Source organism: Nitritalea halalkaliphila LW7 (genome assembly GCF_000265075.1).
Classification (GTDB): domain Bacteria; phylum Bacteroidota; class Bacteroidia; order Cytophagales; family Cyclobacteriaceae; genus Nitritalea; species Nitritalea halalkaliphila.
This window is the reverse complement of the sequence record NZ_AJYA01000016.1, coordinates 20,457-36,214: the sequence shown is the minus strand read 5'-3', so window position 1 is coordinate 36,214 and position 15,758 is coordinate 20,457. Positions and strand designations below refer to the sequence as shown.

Annotated in this window: 17 protein-coding genes and 1 pseudogene; 4 read left to right on the top strand and 14 right to left on the bottom strand. The window is 45.7% G+C overall.

The window, feature by feature from the left end; translation table 11 throughout:
- Positions 1-411: 411 nt before the first annotated feature.
- The 5 genes from ybeY to A3SI_RS05755 are packed head-to-tail and all read right to left on the bottom strand — an operon-like array spanning position 412 to position 2,750.
- Positions 412-843 carry an rRNA maturation RNase YbeY gene (ybeY, locus tag A3SI_RS05775; RefSeq protein WP_009054279.1) on the bottom strand — a complete coding sequence of 144 codons (432 nt, stop codon included), beginning with the start codon at positions 841-843 and terminating at the stop codon, positions 412-414.
- A gap of 3 nt (positions 844-846) precedes the next feature.
- Positions 847-1,248, bottom strand: a complete 402-nt coding sequence (locus tag A3SI_RS05770; protein WP_009054278.1) for an ATP-binding protein — start codon at positions 1,246-1,248, stop codon at positions 847-849.
- A 7-nt stretch (positions 1,249-1,255) separates the two neighbouring features.
- Complete coding sequence (locus A3SI_RS05765) at positions 1,256-2,020, bottom strand: exodeoxyribonuclease III (RefSeq protein ID WP_040670302.1); 765 nt, start codon at positions 2,018-2,020, stop codon at positions 1,256-1,258.
- A gap of 11 nt (positions 2,021-2,031) precedes the next feature.
- Positions 2,032-2,400 (bottom strand): hypothetical protein, encoded by a 369-nt coding sequence (locus A3SI_RS05760; RefSeq protein ID WP_009054276.1) that lies wholly within the window; start codon positions 2,398-2,400, stop codon positions 2,032-2,034.
- A complete protein-coding gene (locus tag A3SI_RS05755) occupies positions 2,397-2,750 on the bottom strand; it encodes a carboxymuconolactone decarboxylase family protein (RefSeq protein WP_009054275.1) in 354 nt (117 codons plus the stop codon). The genes A3SI_RS05760 and A3SI_RS05755 overlap by 4 nt, the downstream gene beginning before the upstream one ends.
- Positions 2,751-3,062: 312 nt before the next feature.
- Between A3SI_RS05755 and A3SI_RS05750 the strand changes: the two genes are divergently transcribed.
- On the top strand, positions 3,063-3,521 hold the full coding sequence (locus A3SI_RS05750; protein ID WP_238531614.1) for a ComF family protein: 459 nt from the start codon (positions 3,063-3,065) through the stop codon (positions 3,519-3,521).
- A 12-nt stretch (positions 3,522-3,533) separates the two neighbouring features.
- Here the strand turns inward: A3SI_RS05750 and A3SI_RS22275 are convergent, their stop codons facing one another.
- The 5 genes from A3SI_RS22275 to A3SI_RS05730 form a co-directional block, all read right to left on the bottom strand.
- A complete protein-coding gene (locus A3SI_RS22275) occupies positions 3,534-3,953 on the bottom strand; it encodes a hypothetical protein (protein WP_009054273.1) in 420 nt (139 codons plus the stop codon).
- A gap of 5 nt (positions 3,954-3,958) precedes the next feature.
- Positions 3,959-4,345: a TPM domain-containing protein gene (locus A3SI_RS22270; protein WP_316929091.1), complete on the bottom strand. Its 387-nt coding sequence runs from the start codon at positions 4,343-4,345 to the stop codon at positions 3,959-3,961.
- Positions 4,346-4,349: 4 nt separating this feature from the next.
- Positions 4,350-4,784 (bottom strand): TPM domain-containing protein, encoded by a 435-nt coding sequence (locus tag A3SI_RS05740; RefSeq protein ID WP_009054270.1) that lies wholly within the window; start codon positions 4,782-4,784, stop codon positions 4,350-4,352.
- Between the two features lie 11 nt (positions 4,785-4,795).
- The gene (locus A3SI_RS05735; RefSeq protein ID WP_009054269.1) at positions 4,796-5,386 is read right to left on the bottom strand and encodes a LemA family protein; all 591 of its coding nucleotides are present in this window, start codon (positions 5,384-5,386) and stop codon (positions 4,796-4,798) included.
- A gap of 103 nt (positions 5,387-5,489) precedes the next feature.
- Entirely contained in the window at positions 5,490-6,722 is a 1,233-nt protein-coding gene (locus A3SI_RS05730; RefSeq protein WP_009054268.1) for an aspartyl protease family protein, read from the bottom strand.
- Between the two features lie 300 nt (positions 6,723-7,022).
- On the opposite strand from A3SI_RS05730, the gene A3SI_RS05725 reads away from it, so the two are divergent.
- On the top strand, positions 7,023-7,493 hold the full coding sequence (locus tag A3SI_RS05725; protein ID WP_009054267.1) for a Fur family transcriptional regulator: 471 nt from the start codon (positions 7,023-7,025) through the stop codon (positions 7,491-7,493).
- Between the two features lie 116 nt (positions 7,494-7,609).
- Here the strand turns inward: A3SI_RS05725 and A3SI_RS05720 are convergent, their stop codons facing one another.
- The 4 genes from A3SI_RS05720 to A3SI_RS05705 all read right to left on the bottom strand — a co-directional run bounded on the left by A3SI_RS05720 (position 7,610) and on the right by A3SI_RS05705 (position 10,750).
- A complete protein-coding gene (locus tag A3SI_RS05720; RefSeq protein ID WP_009054266.1) occupies positions 7,610-8,059 on the bottom strand; it encodes an SRPBCC family protein in 450 nt (149 codons plus the stop codon).
- Positions 8,060-8,197: 138 nt separating this feature from the next.
- Positions 8,198-9,133: a protease modulator HflC gene (gene hflC, locus A3SI_RS05715; RefSeq protein ID WP_009054265.1), complete on the bottom strand. Its 936-nt coding sequence runs from the start codon at positions 9,131-9,133 to the stop codon at positions 8,198-8,200.
- Positions 9,130-10,107, bottom strand: coding sequence for an FtsH protease activity modulator HflK (gene hflK, locus A3SI_RS05710; RefSeq protein WP_009054264.1), 978 nt, complete (start codon positions 10,105-10,107; stop codon positions 9,130-9,132). Before hflK ends, hflC begins: the two co-directional genes overlap by 4 nt.
- A gap of 34 nt (positions 10,108-10,141) precedes the next feature.
- The gene (locus tag A3SI_RS05705) at positions 10,142-10,750 is read right to left on the bottom strand and encodes a cytochrome c oxidase subunit 3 (RefSeq protein WP_009054263.1); all 609 of its coding nucleotides are present in this window, start codon (positions 10,748-10,750) and stop codon (positions 10,142-10,144) included.
- A 204-nt stretch (positions 10,751-10,954) separates the two neighbouring features.
- On the opposite strand from A3SI_RS05705, the pseudogene mfd reads away from it, so the two are divergent.
- Positions 10,955-14,319, top strand: a pseudogene (gene mfd / locus A3SI_RS05700) (transcription-repair coupling factor).
- Positions 14,320-14,438: 119 nt separating this feature from the next.
- On the top strand, positions 14,439-15,662 hold the full coding sequence (gldJ, locus tag A3SI_RS05695) for a gliding motility lipoprotein GldJ (RefSeq protein ID WP_040670300.1): 1,224 nt from the start codon (positions 14,439-14,441) through the stop codon (positions 15,660-15,662).
- Positions 15,663-15,758 lie beyond the last annotated feature (96 nt).

The window sequence follows — 15,758 nt, the reverse complement described above, 5'->3', positions numbered from 1 at the left end:
TTTTGGCATTCTTTTCTTTATTCTAACTTTAAAACCTGACTTTTCTTTAAACGAATCTAGGCTTCATACTCCACACATGGTCCTTGTTGTCTTTGTTACCTTGCTCAGATTCTCATCTCCATTCTTTAGAAGTGTTCCACGTGGAACATTTGCTTTCCCGCATGTGGCTTTATGTTATTAAGGATGTTATATCAGTTCTGCTCAATTTTAATAATTCTGGGATAAATCCGTATTTGTATTGTTTGAATTTTATGTCTAGTCCTGGTTCACTCCTTAATTGCGTTTCAGGGTAGAGGTAAGAACTTTGTTGGATTCATTTACTCTTGTTTCAGTTCTACCCTAGTTCGTCCTTTTTTATTTCCGTTGTTTTGTTAACGACGATTTCTGTTTTTATGTGTTCCACGTGGAACATCAGATAGTTTCATACTGTGCGATAGCGTCATCTTCTGCTGCACGCATGGCTCGCGCCTCCTCTTCACTTTTGTCTTTAAAACCCATGAGATGCAGCAGGCCGTGTGCTAGTACACGGCGCATTTCTACTTCAACTGGTTCTGCTAGCTTGGCTGCATTCTCCTTAACTCTATCTACACTGATGTAAATGTCCCCTTCTATCGTCTTATCGGTAGGATCATCAGATTGATCGAAAGTGATAATGTCTGTGTAGGTGTCATGATTGAGGAAATTTACATTCATCTCATGTAGATAGGGGTCTGAGCAGAAAACGTAGCTCAACTCTGAAATGGTAAACCCTTTACTTTGCGCTAGCGTCCTAAGCCATTTCTTATGTGTATTCTTAGGTTTCAAATCATAGCGAACATCCTCTACGAAAAAAGAAATTGCCATAACTTAATTCATGTAAAAGGTAAGAAATGCTTTACTGCCATTATTTTCATATTTGACTTCATCTGCTAAATGCTCCATAATGTAGATTCCTCTACCTCCTGTTCTTTCCAGGTTTTCAGGTGCTGTAGGATCTTTTAGCGTATCATGGTTGAAACCCGTTCCTTCGTCAGAAACGATAAAGGTTAGCTGGTCATCAGAAAAATGTAGCTCTATGTGGACCTTCTTTTCGATATCTTTTCCATTACCATGAATAATCGCATTACTAACGCACTCAGTAACGGATATCATGATGTTTCCATAGATATCATCATTAATGTCAAACTTCTCTCGAGCATTATCGATGAAACTTTCGATGATTGTTATGTTCTCTATCAGAGAAGGAATCGCTATTTTAAATGAAGTCATAGTCTGTCTAAATATCTATTTCTACTGCTACAGGACAATGGTCCGAATGATGTACATCCGGTAAAATACCGGCTCCTTTAACTTGTGGTACTAATGCCTCGCTGACCATGTGGTAGTCGATCCTCCATCCCAGGTTCTTCGCCCGAGCATTCGCACGATATGACCACCAACTATAGTGATCCGGACCTTCGTGAAATAAGCGAAAACTGTCTTGAAAACCGTTTTCTGTCAACTTATCCATCCAAGCACGCTCTTCCGGTAAAAAGCCCGAACTTTTCTTGTTGCTCACCGGATTATGAATATCTATCGCTTTATGACAAATGTTATAATCCCCGCTTACAACTATTTTTTCTTTCTCTTTTAATTTTCCTTGGATAAATGTATAGAAATCATCCAAGAATTCATATTTAAAGTTTTGTCGTAGGTCTCCTGTAGTCCCCGATGGAAAGTAGGCGGAATAAAAGGAAATGTCGGCTATATCGACACGTAATACCCGTCCCTCTGCATCGTATTTAGGGTTCTCCATACCAGTAACTACCTGATCCACGGGAAGACGACTCAGAAAAGCCACACCGCTGTACCCTTTTTTCTCGGCATCATGCCAGTACGCTTGATAGCCTAAATCTTCAAATGGACGTAGATCTACCTGCTCTTGGCTCGCCTTAACTTCCTGCAGGGCGATTAAATCAGGTAATTCTTCCGCCATCCAATCCGCAAAGCCTTTTTTTAAGGCCGCACGAATACCGTTTACATTATACGACAAATACTTCATCCTTTTAATACTCATAGGATTTCTATCCCAAACTCTTCCTCAAAGTAAGTGAGCACAGATAGCTTTAAAAGCTTTTCTTGCTCTAAAATGTCAAAATGAGGGAGCTCTTTCTCTAATTTCCAATGTGGCCAACCCTCTTGATCGATAAAGTCCAAGCTGTAATAACCATTTAGACTTAAAACCTTGCAAATGGCGATATGCATCAGGTCTTGTTTCTCCTCTTTTGTAAAGGTTCGGTTCCCCCTACCTAGCTCTTGAACACCTATTAAGAATAAAACACCATTTAAATCTTTCGGACGCTTCCCTATCGTCTCCTCTAAGCCGAGAAGTAACTTGGACCAGCGCTTTTCTAAATCGTGTTCTTTTTTAACGCGAATCATGCCTTCTCCTTTTCAACTTCTAAAGCTTCCCAATATTCCACAGCACGGCGCAAATGAGGGATAACGATAGAACCTCCGATTAACGTGGCGATCGAAAATACCTCAAAAACCTCTTCCCGCTTCATGCCTAGTTCGAAACACTTCCCTAAATGATAGCGCACGCAGTCGTCACAGCGTAAAACCATCGAGCACGACAAGCCGATCATTTCTTTCGCCTTCACATCTACCGCGCCTGCCGCATAGGCGTTCGTATCTAAATTAAAGAAGCGCTTAAGTACTTTATTATCCTCACTCAGGATGCTTTCATTCATCCGCGTTCGGTAGGAATTGAATTCTTCTACTAAATTCATTATTTTTAGCTATAGGTATACTAATTAACAAATATAACAGGTTCATGCCTGCATTAGATTCATTACAACGCTTTTTTAACCATGAAATACCCCATTTTTCAAGACTTTTTCTCGCTTTTGTTTCCGAAGCATTGTGTAACCTGTACAGAAGTACTGCTGCCAAATGAAATTGGACTCTGTTCTACCTGTTTTTACGCACTTCCAGTCACTTCTTTTCACTTAACTCCACATAAAAATGAGCTTGTCAATAAGTTGATTGGACTCTGTCCCGTCCATCAGGCTTTTGCTTATTTACGATTTTCTAAAGGGGGTATGAGCCAGAAAGTGCTGCACGCCATTAAGTATAAAGACAGCCCCGAACTGGCTACCTATCTTGGAAATGCCTATGGAACCCTATTAAGGAATCTGGGGAATCCCCTAGCGCACATAGATGCTCTAGTTCCTGTGCCGCTCCATCCTAAAAAAATGACCATTCGAGGCTATAACCAAAGCCAGGCTTTGGCCGAAGGCCTACAGCAAGCACTCGAAATCCCCATACTCCAAGGGCTAGTCCGAACCCAACATTCCCTCTCTCAAACCAAAAAAAATCGCATGGAACGCCTGGAGGTTGTTAACCAAATTTTTCAAGCTCAAGAAAATGTGAAGGGAAAAAATGTGTTGCTCATCGATGATGTGATGACTACCGGTGCCACGCTCATCGCCTGCATGAATAGTCTGGTGGAGCAGGGGGCTAAGCGCGTAGATGTCTTCGTTTTAGCAGCGGGCCGCTGAGGGGAAGGTGCTTTACCAGCTTCCCCCTGCTCCTCCTCCTCCGAAAGAGCCACCACCAAAACCACCAAAACCACCGCCGAAGCCTCCTCCGAAAGAGCCCCTTCCAGCGCTAAACTGCCCATATTTGCCTTTGCTGCCTCCTTTCAGGATGTTCGCGAGCATGATGGTGCTCATCAGATCCACGTCTGCCCCTCGCCCTCCGATGTGGTTTCTGCGGTCTCTTTTATTCCGTAGAAGAGGTATCAGGAAGAAGAGCACAAAAAACAAAAAGACGATAAATCCGCGCAGTACTTCAGGCTGTGAGGGTGCGCCTAAGGCTTCCTTAGGGGAAAATTCACCCGCAGCCAGGCTGAAGATCAGGTCCGTCGTTCTATCTAAACCTGTGTAGTAAGCCTCCATGCGGAAATTCGGAATGATAAGTTGCTCGATCATCCGCTTCACCAGAGCATCTGGAAGGACCCTTCCATGCCATAGCCCGTGGCTATAAAGACCTTTCTGTCCTCGATAGCGGCTAAAATCAGGACCCCATTATCCACATCTGAGCGGCCGATTCCCCAGCGGTCTCCCAGTTGAAAAGCATAATCACCGATGTCATAAGCACCCACCGAGCGCAGCAAGACGATGCTGACCTGTGTACTCGTGCTATCGTTATAGGCCACTAACTTGCGCTCCAGCTGCTGAATTTCCGCAGGTTTTAAAGTCTGCGTGAAATCATTCACCAGGCGCGGCGGAGAAGGCTGGCTAGGAAAATCATTTTGGGCCATGGCCCAAAAGCAAAGGAAAAGCAGGCTAAGGGTAAGAAAGAAGTTTTTATGTGCTGCCATGGGCTTACCCGAAAGAAATATCATCTGGAAGTTCGTTTGTATCCCCTTTATCTGCATAAGGGAAATGTGTGCTAAGGGCCTTGCCAGCCCGTAAAATACCTATTTCCAGGCCTTTGGTGAAGGCGCCGGATTTAAAATGCCCGAGCATTTCTTCTTTAATATCGTCCCAAAACCCTTCCTCAACCACAGCATGAATCCCCGCATCTCCGAGGATGGCGAACTTTTTATCTCCTGTCGCCAAGTAAAAAAGCACCGCATTTCGTGCAGCAGTTTCCTGCATCTTCAGGGCATCGAAGACTTCGGCAGCGCGGTCTAGCACGTCTTCCTTACAGTATTTCTCGATGTGTACCTGAATCTCTCCTGATGTTTTTCGTTCCGCTTCCTGGATGGCGGCGGTAAGTAAAGCGCGATCGTCTTCTGAAAATAGGTCTTGTGGCATGCTTAGGGAGGTTAGAAGGTTACGGTAGGTGCCTGCTCTGCACCGGCACTGGCTTCGAAGTAGCCTTTACGCTCTAGGCCGAAGAAGCCCGCGATCATGTTATTCGGGAAGGTGCGGATGTTCCCATTAAACTGCTGGACCGACTGGTTGAAGTTTCTACGCGCTACGGATATCCGGTTCTCGGTACCCTCTAGCTGTGCCTGCAGTTCTAAGAAGTTTTGATTAGCCTTCAGCTCGGGATAGCGCTCTACGGATACCAGGAGCCGGCTTAGCGCTCCACTCAGCTGATCCTGCGCGGCCTGAAAATTGGCCAGATTCTCCGGTGTGAGCTGATCGGCATTTAGGGTGATGCCCGTCGCTTTAGCGCGAGCTTCCACCACACCCGTTAGCGTTTCCCTTTCGAAGTCCGCGAAACCTCTGACGGTATTCACTAGGTTAGGGATGAGATCGGCACGACGCTGATACTGCGTCTCGACCTCGGCCCACTTACCATTTATATCCTCCTCTATCGTCACCAGTGAGTTATAGGTTCCCACCGCTTTGGAGTATACAAAGAGGCCCAGACCGAGCAAAATAAGAATAGGAATAAGTGCTTTTTTCATGGCTGAATCGTTTAGACTTTTTACGCGAAAATACAGCATAAGGGTTAATGCTTCCGCACAAAGGGCGGGCAGAACACGGATAGCTGTCCACAAAAATAAGCGATTAAATTTCTCTTTTCAGAATAAAATTAACTTCATGCGTTTCCACCACTGGATTTTCTTCCGTGCTGCCTTCTCCTAATCGTAGGACACGCATGAAAATTTGTTTCCCAGGTTCCGAGCGCAGGAGGTCAATCATCTTGGTCAGGTTCCAAAAATCCACGGGAACCTTATTTAAAGAGACGATTTCGTCACCGACCTGGATGCCGGCCTTTGCCGCAGGCGAGTCCGCCCGTAAATCTGCCACATAGTAGCGCTCCACCTCTCCGTCGGGGTAGGCTTTTAGGACGATGCCTGACATATCGAACTCGAAGGGCACATTAAAACTCTTCGCTTTTTTAAATAGCAGCCGCTCTCTTCTGTAATCGATGATTAATTCTAAGCGGGCAAAGATCTCGGAGCCCAAGCTCCCCTGTCGGCCGGACTCTTTAATGACGTAGGAAAATTCTGTTTCATCGGGAAAGGAGGTGATGACATCGTAGAAATTTAGCCCTTCTATGGTCAGGCGCCGCTTTCTGCCGAGCAAGCCATAGAGGTCACCGCCCAGAGACTTGCCTAAATCAGTCTCGATGTACCGCGCGGGAAGATTAATGCGGTCACTGGTTTCTCGGTTCAGCAGTAAGCCATGGTTCGCACCCGTATCGATCAGGAGCTTTACAGGAAGTACACCGTCCAGCTGTTTAACTTTCGCTTGGATATAAGGCTTACCATTATCGAAGGTCATAGCTGTTTTTCGAAAACCGATGGGTCTCCAGCGCAGTGCATCAGAGCGGTAAAAGTCAATGCGTTTTTTATCGTAACTGATGCGCACGGGGTTATATTTAAAGAATTCATAACCTATAATACCGTGAATGGGTACGCCTACGATGCTTTCTAGCTCAAAAACATTTTCGTTTAGTACTAAAATCGTTTGAAAAATGCCCTCTACCTCTCCGAGATCGATCGTGTTATAAGGGGAGACAGAGGCCGTTATCAGCGTCCTTCCATCCGCACCTACGAGGTTTAAACTCCGTGTAACTTCTAAGCCTAAGCGCTCTATATCGGCGGGATCAAATAAGATATTCGTCTTTACTCCCGTATCTAATAAGAAGTTTCGATCTTCTTTACCGTTAATGCGGACAGGAAGTACGACGAGATTATTATGAATCTGAACAGGAAAAGAGACCTTGCGTTTGCCTGGCTCCTTGGTGTAAAAAGCAGGAATTTGAGCTGAAGCAGACAGGCTCAGGAGGTACATGCATACGAGAGCTAGTAAAGACTTTATCAGCATAAACTCAATTCAATCAGAGGTTTCTCTATTAAAAGAAAATCGAGCAAATTTGTTCGATTTTTTACACTTTCGGTATTTTTAGGCGTAATATTTGCCTTTTAAGTAGGTTCTACGTGCGAGTCACTTCCATTCGTTCGGGCGAATCGAAGCCAAAGCGTTTTCATTATTTAGATTAAAGGTAAATTATCCCTTTCAAAAGCCCCTGTGCGCGAAAAAATTGAAAATAAGGTAAAAAAGCGGCATCTTTACCCTTTATAGTTGTGAATCATGGCAGATAAATCAGTTTTAGAAAAAGCGAAAAAGATATTTGAGAATTTTTTAGCCCGCCAGGGCAGTAGAAAAACACCGGAAAGGTTTTCGGTAATCGATGAATTGTATGGACTTCCGCAGGATGAGCATATCGATGTGGAAGGCTTATTCCTTTTAATGAGGAATAAAGGCTACACGATCAGTCGCGCCACTATATATAATACATTAGATCTTCTGGTGGAGTGTGGGCTCGCCGTCAAGCATCAGTTTAAGGATAAGGTCGCCCTCTACGAGCAGGCTCTGACCTATAAGCACCATGACCACCATGTCTGTAATCAGTGTAGAAAGATCCGTGAATTTTCTGATGAGCGCATTAATCTCATCAAGGAAGCCATGGGGGAAGAATTCCAGTCTGGCATCACCAGCCATTCCTTAGTCCTTTATGGAGACTGCCAGATAGAGAATTGTGAGAATTTAAGTCTACTATAGCGGTTTTTTTTGCGCGGAGCGCAAAGTTCCCGTCTCGCGGAAGCAAAAAAGGTGAGGAATCGGATTATAGCCTGCGTCCTCACCTTTTTTATTATGCTTCTATTTTTTTTGGCACCTTAGGCATTTTCTAGTTTGAAAATCCGCTTGTAAATCGGTTTGCGCATCCAAAACTGCACATAAAGGGCGGGGTAAAGTAGCGCACTTAGCCAAGTGGGTCGACCTTTGTAGGCGATTTCATCACGGATTTCTGTTCGGCCGTCGGGCAAGTTTACCATGACATGCTTATGTTTCCAGTAGGATAAGAAGAACGGTAGCTCTGTACCTTCGTCTATGAAGTAAAACTGATGGGCATCTGTGTGGTCATGGGTAATTAAACTCGTCCAGGTCTGCTTAAATAAGAAGAAATTTAGCTCCATGGAGACGATATCTCCTTTTCGGGAGCCATCAAAGCGCTTAAGTGCTAGTGGGGGAAAAGGCGGTGCCAGTTTTCGAAAGAGACTTTCATTAAACCCAGCCTTTACGGTTAGGTAATCCTGATCCACAGTGGTTCGAATCGTAAACTTCATGAAAAAGAAAGCATTGATGGGGAGAAATGTTTACCCCTCCATACATGAGGGAGGGGTAAACGGGTACTTTGTATCCTTTTGATTAATAACGAAAAGTCTTAAAACTTCTCGTCTACATCTGGAATGGTCATGCTAGACTTAGTTTGCTCTCTTCAAGTATTTAAAGAGCTCACTATCGCTGGAGATAATGACGCTGGTATTTTCGTCTAAAGATTTTTCGAAACTTTCGAGAGAACGTAAGAATTTGTAGAGCTCCACGGATTGTCGGTTTCTGTTATAAGCGGCAGCATAAATATCTGCGGCCTCAGCATCTGCCTTACCTTTAATCAGTTCCGCCTCACGGAAGGCCTCAGACTGGATCTGCGCCAGGTCACGCTCCTTATTCCCTTCTATTTTACGGGCTTCTCCTTCCCCTTCAGAACGGAACTGGTCTGCGATTCTATTTCTTTCGGAAATCATACGGTCGTATACGCGATCTCGCACTTCGTCTACGTAGTTCATTCGCTTAAAGCGAAAATCGAGAATTCTAACGCCCAAATCGGCGGTTCTTTCATTTGCCTTTTCGAGAATAATCTTTTCTACGGCGGCACGGCCCACCGAAATGTCTTCGAGTATTTCGATTTCCTCCATGAAGTCTTCCGTCACTTCGGGGTTCCGGTTCGTAGAGCGAACGATATCCAATAGGTCATGCGAAGCTACTGCATTACGCGTCTCACCATCGAGAATATCATCTAGGCGTGACTGCGCACTACGCTCATCGCGAAGACGAATGAAGAACTGCAGGGGGTTTGTGATTTCCCAGCGCGCGTAGGTGTCTACGAAGATAAACTTTTTATCTTTGGTAGGGACTTGATTTTGATCTCCGTCCCACTCCAAATAGCGCTTATCGAAATACTGCACTTTCTGTAAAAAGGGCGTTTTGAAATTTAGGCCCGGAGAAGTGCGCGGTTCACCTACAGGTTTACCAAACTGCGTGACGATAGCTTGGTTCGTTTCATCTAAAATGAAGATGGTATTCGATAGGGTAACGATCGCCGCAATCCCTACGATAAGGTATATAATGGTTTTACTCATGGCTTTAAAGGTTTGGCATTATCCAAGTTTAATAAGGGAAGAACATTCGAGCCACGCTCGTCTACGATGACCTTATTTCCTAATCTTGGCATCACACGCTCCATCGTCTCTAGGTAGATACGCTGCTTCGTTACTTCAGGGGCCTTCACATACGCCTGGTAAAATTCATCAAAGCGCTGCGCCTCCCCTGTGGCACGGTTTACACGATTAAGGGCGTAAGCCTCTGCCAGCTGTATCGTCTCTTCGGCTTCCCCGCGTGCCCTTGGAATCACACGGTTATACTCTGCTTCGGCGCGATTAATAAGGGTTTCACGTTCCTGCTGGGCCTGGTTGACGGCATTAAAGGAAGGTTTTACAGGCTCTGGCGGATTCACATCCTGAAGCACCACCTGATCGATGCGAATTCCGTTCTCATATTCTTCACACATTTCCTGAAGTAATACTTCCACTGCGGAAGCTACCTCTTGGCGACCGACGGTAAGCACTTCATTTACGGTTCTGTCGCCCACGATTTTGCGCATCGCCGCCTCTGACATGTCACGAAGCGTTTTTTCAGCATTTCTTACCCGGAATAAGAAGCGATAGGAATCTACGATTCTGTACTGAACGACCCACTCCACATCGGATAAGTTTAGGTCACCCGTCAGCATCATGCTTTCATCTCCGAAGGCAGACTTAGAAAACTCCGAGCGTGTGTCAGAGCTTCTCGTCCGGAAACCAAACTCCTGCTTGAGCTGACGCTGTACAGGAATTTTATAAAGGGTTTCGATGCCATACGGCAAAATAAAATTCAAGCCGGGTAATAGCGTGCGGTCGTATTTTCCGAGTTGTAGTACGACACCTTCTTCCTCCGGGCCGATCGTTTTGATACTGGTAAAGGCTCCCAGAAGCAGAGCGATGCCCAAGACGATTCGCCAGGCATAGCGCTTTATCCAATCCGGATCAATATTGATCTCATACTTTTCTTCTGACATAGATTTTTAAATTAATTTAATGAAGTGAATTTTCTTAAAAAACCAATAAAAAGGTAACAAAGAGCACAATCCACACAGCATCCATGAAGTACCAGTACACCGCGAAGAGCTGGATACGCATCCGCTCGAAGGGGTTGGTCAGCATGATAAGCTGGGCGATGCCATCTTTTTCCCTTTTGGCATACTGGGCAACTAAAATTAGCGCGAACACCATAGCTCCAAGTAAATGGAACAGGTGAATGCCGCTTAATACGTACAAAAAGCTTCCACTCGGAAGCCCTCTGAAATCAATTCCAGAATCGGTTAATTCTTTCCAACCGATAAATTGTAAGATAGTAAACGCAAGTCCTAAAAAAAAGGTGCTTAGCAGGCTATTTTTAAGTCTACGTACATTTTCGGCTTTAAAATGAACTTGCATCTTAGAGGTAGAATAGCCGCTAGCTAAAATAATCACCGTGCTAATGATAAAGGATAGTGGCATTTCGAAGGTAAAGCTGTAGAGCTTTCCAGAGACGGAGGCCAAAAAGGCCACGGTCATGAAAAGAAAAATCAGACCACTTCCAAACATGCCTAAATAAATTAGGGTTTGATAGGGGTGCATGTTTTCGAGGCGCTGAAGCCAAGTCGGAGAAGAAGAATCCATATGCTATGATAAGTACTATAAGCTTTCAGAATGAAAACCCTTTAACCTGTAGGTAGTTCAGGGAAAAGCAAATTTTATAGACGAAATGCGTAGAATGTGGTACTTTTGTCACGAAAACTGGCAGCACTCCCTATTTTTGGCGCGGGAGCGCCGAGGAGAAAAACTGATTTACACACCCGAATTTAAACACAAAAGTACTTCGTTTTGAATATACACGCTTTTCTGTCCTTGTACGAAAATGATCCCTTTTACCGCGCTTTTTTAGCGGAAATCGGGACGCGTAAAGACGGCGTTTTCCATTTAAAAAAGGCTACTGGAAGTCTGGATAGCCTCCTGATAGCAGCGGCCACGCGCCATTTAACCGGCCTTCAAGTGTTTATCGCCTCCGATAAAGAGGAAGCTGCGTATATACAGTCCGACCTCCAAGAAATTTTAGGAAATAAAAATTCATCTTTATTTCCTTCTAGTTTTAAGAAGGCGTACCAAATAGAAGAAGTGGATAACGCGAACGTACTGATGCGGGCCGAGATCCTGTCCACACTCTCGCGACTAGACCCGGAGACCCCTTATGTGCTGGTCACCTATGCGGAGGCACTTTACGAAAAGGTGCTGAATAAGCGCTCTTTCACAGAAAATAGCATAGCGGTAAAGGTCGGTGAAAAAATCGACATCGAGTTCCTTTCTGAAATGTTACAGGCCTATGCCTTCGAACGGGAGGATTTCGTTTATGAGCCGGGCCAGTTTTCTATCCGAGGTGGTATTATCGACGTCTTTTCCTATGCTAACGAATACCCTTACCGCATAGAGCTTTTCGGCCGGGAGGTGGAGAGCATCAGGACCTTTGATCCGGAGGATCAGCTTTCACTAGAACCGGTGGAATCCATCAGCCTGCTGCCGAATGTGCAGACCCAGCTGCTGAAAGAAGAGCGCCAGTCGCTACTTGATTTTCTGCCCGAGACCAGCGTGGTATGGCTAAAGGATACCCAGCTGACCCTGGAAACGATGGACAAGTTTTATCTACGCGCCCAGGAGCAGTACCAAGTGCAGGTGGAACGGAGTAAAGCCAGTCTGCTGCCTGAGCCCGCGCTGCTTTTCGATTCGGGGGAGGCGCTCGCGCAAAGGCTGCAGCGGTTCAAGCGTGTCGAAATCGGCCATCGCTTTCACTATAGCGTCTCCGATGCGGATACACTACACTGGGACGCAGCTCCCCAGCCCTCTTTTAATAAAAATTTCGAGCTGCTCGTGACGGATTTACAAGAGTATGCCAAGCAGGGTTTCACGACGATTTTAGCAGCTGAAAATGATAAGCAGCTGGAGCGATTAGCCAATATTTTTCGTGAGCTGGACCCGACTTTAGGGGTGCAGTACCTGCAAATCGGGCTTCGCGAAGGATTTATCGATCGGCGCATGAAGCTGCTCTGTTACACAGACCATCAACTGTTCGAACGGTATCACCGGTATAAGGTCAAGCGGAAGTCGTCGAAGTCGAAGGCCCTCACGCTGAAGGAGATTAAAAACCTTCAGCCTGGAGATTTCGTGGTCCATATCGACTATGGTATTGGGCGCTTTGCGGGGCTGGAAAAGGTAGATGTAAATGGCAAAATGCAAGAAGCTATCCGTCTCATTTTCCGTGATGACGATCTGCTGTACGTAAATATTCATGCGCTGCATAAGGTTTCTAAATACAGCGGTCAGGAAGGGACCTTACCGACCATGTCTAAGCTGGGTTCGCCAGAGTGGGACAATAAAAAAGCGAAGGTTAAGCGTAAGGTAAAAGACATCGCGAAAGACTTGATCGCCCTGTATGCTAAGCGTCGCAATGCCCCAGGTTTCGCTTTTAATGGCGACTCGGTACTGCAGGTAGAATTAGAGAGTAGCTTTGTGTTCGAAGATACCCCTGATCAAGCTTCCGCTACAGCAGATGTGAAAAAGGATATGGAAAAAAGCTATCCGATGGATCGGCTCGTGTGTGGGGATGTGGGCTTTGGCAAGACAGAAGTAGCTGTGCGTGCGGCGTTTAAGGCAGTGAACGACCGGAAGCAGGTGGCTGTGCTAGTGCCAACTACCATTCTGGCCATGCAGCATTTTCGCACCTTTCAGGAGCGTCTAAAGGATTTTCCCGTCAAGGTGGATTACATTAACCGTTTCCGCACGGCTAAGGAAATTAAGGAAATCATCAAGCAGGTGGCCAGTGGAGAAATCGATATTCTGGTGGGCACACATCGTATCGTGAATAAGGATATCTCCTTTCGAGACCTCGGGCTGCTCATTATCGACGAAGAGCAGAAGTTCGGCGTGAAAGTGAAGGACCAGCTAAAGCAGATGAAGGTAAATGTGGACGTGCTCACCCTGACCGCCACCCCGATTCCACGTACGCTGCACTTTTCTCTTATGGGGGCGCGGGATCTTTCCGTTATCGCCACCCCACCCCCTAACCGGCAGCCGGTAACCACGGAAATTCACACCTTTCAGGAGGAGGTCATCCGAGATGCGGTCGCCTATGAGCTACGCCGTGGTGGTCAGGTTTTCTTCGTGCATAACCGCGTGGGAGAAATCGATTCCATCGCGAACTTGATCATGCGTCTGGTACCTGATGCCCGTGTGATAGGGCCCATGGCCAAATGGATGGCAAGAAACTGGAAAAAGTGATGGTGGACTTCATAGAAGGTGCTTATGACGTACTCGTTTCTACAAATATCATAGAATCCGGTCTGGACATTCCGAATGCGAATACCATCATTATTAACCGCGCACACATGTTCGGGCTAAGTGATTTACACCAGATGCGCGGTCGCGTGGGGAGAAGTAATAAAAAGGCCTTTTGTTACCTGCTGACCACCCCTACTTCAGGTCTTACACCCGAGGCGCGGAAGCGCTTACAGACGCTAGAAGAGTTTTCTGATTTGGGAGATGGATTTAAGGTGGCCATGCGGGATTTAGATATCCGAGGTGCCGGTAACTTGTTAGGAGCGGAGCAAAGCGGCTTTATAACGGATTTGGGTTTTGATATTTACCATAAAATTCTCGACGAAGCCGTGCAAGAGTTGAAAGAAAATGAGTTTGCAGCACTTTTTGAAGAAGACTTTAAGGAGAAGGTCCAGGTTTTAGTTCAGGACTGCGTGATCGAAACGGATATGGAGATACTTATTCCTGAAACGTATGTTTCGAATATTTCCGAGCGGCTCGCGCTGTATAGTAAGTTGGACGGAATTAAACAAGAAGCCGAACTGGAGGCATTCGAGAAGGAGCTGGTCGATCGTTTTGGGCCCCTGCCCCCTCCTATCCTCCGGTTAATGGCCACAGTGCGCTTACGGTGGGAGGCGGAGCGTCTCGGTTTCGAAAAGTTAGTGCTGAAAAATGAACAGATGAAGTGCTATTTCGTTCCTTCCGATAGGGAGCAGTATTTTAAGCAGGATGTTTTCCAGAAAATTCTAAAGTTTATCAGTTATCACCCGAAAACCTGTAAAATAAAAGAATATCGGAAGCGTTTAATGCTTACTGTTTCAGACGTAAAATCGGTCAAAAAGGCGATCGAGTGGTTACAGGGCATGAAAAATGAAGTTTTATAACGTCGGAATTTCCGATAAGTCCTGTAGATTAGCATAAATTACCCGCATGTTTTATTGTGCTGGGTGAATATTGCACCTATATTAGCGTTTTAATAGCGACAATTACAAACATGAAAACCATGACTTCAAGTAGTTCAAAGTGGAGTTTATTTATGGGAATCGCGCTTATCGTGGGGGGAAGTATTTTAGCCTCATGTAATCGAAATCCTAGTTATGGTAGAAGAACTGCCGCCAAGCCCGGAAAGACTTCTGCCTCCACAGGTGCTTCTTATAGCTTTAAGGATGCGGATAGCACAAATTTTTTCGTTACGAAGATATCGGATCAGAAGGTAGGCCCGCGCCTTCGTTACATTCAGGGAGGAAGAACTGTTTTAGGTTCTCAGGAAGAGGATATTATGGCTTTTCGTGATAATGCGGAGCGTACAGTGACGGTGGCCTCTTTCTACATGGATGAGACAGAGGTGACGAATGTGGATTATAAAGAGTTTCTTTTTGACATGCGTAAGCGTGTCAGCACGGACTCCATCATGAAGCTAGAGCCAGACGAAAATGTATGGAGAGGGTCACTTTCGTATAATGATGTATACGATAACTATTATTTCCGATTCCCTGGATTTAACTTTTACCCCGTGGTAGGGGTGTCTTGGAAGCAGGCCACCGCTTACAGCCAGTGGAGAACAGAAGTGGTGAGCCGTCTTTTTATGGAAAAAAATAAGGTGGACAGCACCCTTTCGAAGACCCGCTTAATCGAAAGAGGTGTGGCCATCGCTGAGTACCGCTTACCGAATGAGGCGGAGTGGGAATATGCTGCCAAAGCCATGGTAGGCACCCAGTACCGCGATGAAAACCAAGAAAATGGACGTATCTATCCATGGGATGGTCGCGGCCTAAGAAATCCGTACACAGTAAGAAGAAAAGGTAGCCAAGGGGATTTTCTCGCTAACTTTAAACGAGGTAGAGGGGATTATGCGGGTCTTTCCGGTGGCATGGCGAATGATGGGGAGATTTTACCTACTAACGTGTACGATATGCCTCCTAATGATTTTGGACTTTACCACATGGCTGGTAATGTAAACGAATGGGTGTACGATGTGTATCGTCCGATGTCCTACCAAGATATGGATGACCTGAACCCAGTGCGTAAGGATGGTTACAAGGACCCGGAGGAGGATTATATGATTTCGTTTTTCGATGATAACCACCGCGTGTATAAAGGAGGGTCTTGGAGAGATATGGCCTACTGGTTGTCTCCAGGTACCAGACGTTTTATGCATCAGGATTCTGCCACGAACCACATCGGCTTCAGATGTGCTATGATTTCGGTCGGAGCGAAAGGAAAATAAATAAGCGTTATGCTTCAGCGCTTACGCGCAAAGGAAATAACAAGAGCCAGGATGTACGTCCTGGCTTTTTTCGTGAACTCTCTGTGAGTACCTTTT

Bases quoted from the DNA above. Each gene is read 5' to 3' on its own strand.
- ybeY (WP_009054279.1), bottom strand. From the start codon at position 843: ATGGCAATTTCTTTTTTCGTAGAGGATGTTCGCTATGATTTGAAACCT.
- A3SI_RS05770 (WP_009054278.1), bottom strand. From the start codon at position 1,248: ATGACTTCATTTAAAATAGCGATTCCTTCTCTGATAGAGAACATAACA.
- A3SI_RS05765 (WP_040670302.1), bottom strand. From the start codon at position 2,020: ATGAAGTATTTGTCGTATAATGTAAACGGTATTCGTGCGGCCTTAAAA.
- A3SI_RS05760 (WP_009054276.1), bottom strand. From the start codon at position 2,400: ATGATTCGCGTTAAAAAAGAACACGATTTAGAAAAGCGCTGGTCCAAG.
- A3SI_RS05755 (WP_009054275.1), bottom strand. From the start codon at position 2,750: ATGAATTTAGTAGAAGAATTCAATTCCTACCGAACGCGGATGAATGAA.
- A3SI_RS05750 (WP_238531614.1), top strand. From the start codon at position 3,063: ATGAGCCAGAAAGTGCTGCACGCCATTAAGTATAAAGACAGCCCCGAA.
- A3SI_RS22275 (WP_009054273.1), bottom strand. From the start codon at position 3,953: ATGATCGAGCAACTTATCATTCCGAATTTCCGCATGGAGGCTTACTAC.
- A3SI_RS22270 (WP_316929091.1), bottom strand. From the start codon at position 4,345: ATGGCAGCACATAAAAACTTCTTTCTTACCCTTAGCCTGCTTTTCCTT.
- A3SI_RS05740 (WP_009054270.1), bottom strand. From the start codon at position 4,784: ATGCCACAAGACCTATTTTCAGAAGACGATCGCGCTTTACTTACCGCC.
- A3SI_RS05735 (WP_009054269.1), bottom strand. From the start codon at position 5,386: ATGAAAAAAGCACTTATTCCTATTCTTATTTTGCTCGGTCTGGGCCTC.
- A3SI_RS05730 (WP_009054268.1), bottom strand. From the start codon at position 6,722: ATGTACCTCCTGAGCCTGTCTGCTTCAGCTCAAATTCCTGCTTTTTAC.
- A3SI_RS05725 (WP_009054267.1), top strand. From the start codon at position 7,023: ATGGCAGATAAATCAGTTTTAGAAAAAGCGAAAAAGATATTTGAGAAT.
- A3SI_RS05720 (WP_009054266.1), bottom strand. From the start codon at position 8,059: ATGAAGTTTACGATTCGAACCACTGTGGATCAGGATTACCTAACCGTA.
- hflC (WP_009054265.1), bottom strand. From the start codon at position 9,133: ATGAGTAAAACCATTATATACCTTATCGTAGGGATTGCGGCGATCGTT.
- hflK (WP_009054264.1), bottom strand. From the start codon at position 10,107: ATGTCAGAAGAAAAGTATGAGATCAATATTGATCCGGATTGGATAAAG.
- A3SI_RS05705 (WP_009054263.1), bottom strand. From the start codon at position 10,750: ATGGATTCTTCTTCTCCGACTTGGCTTCAGCGCCTCGAAAACATGCAC.
- gldJ (WP_040670300.1), top strand. From the start codon at position 14,439: ATGACTTCAAGTAGTTCAAAGTGGAGTTTATTTATGGGAATCGCGCTT.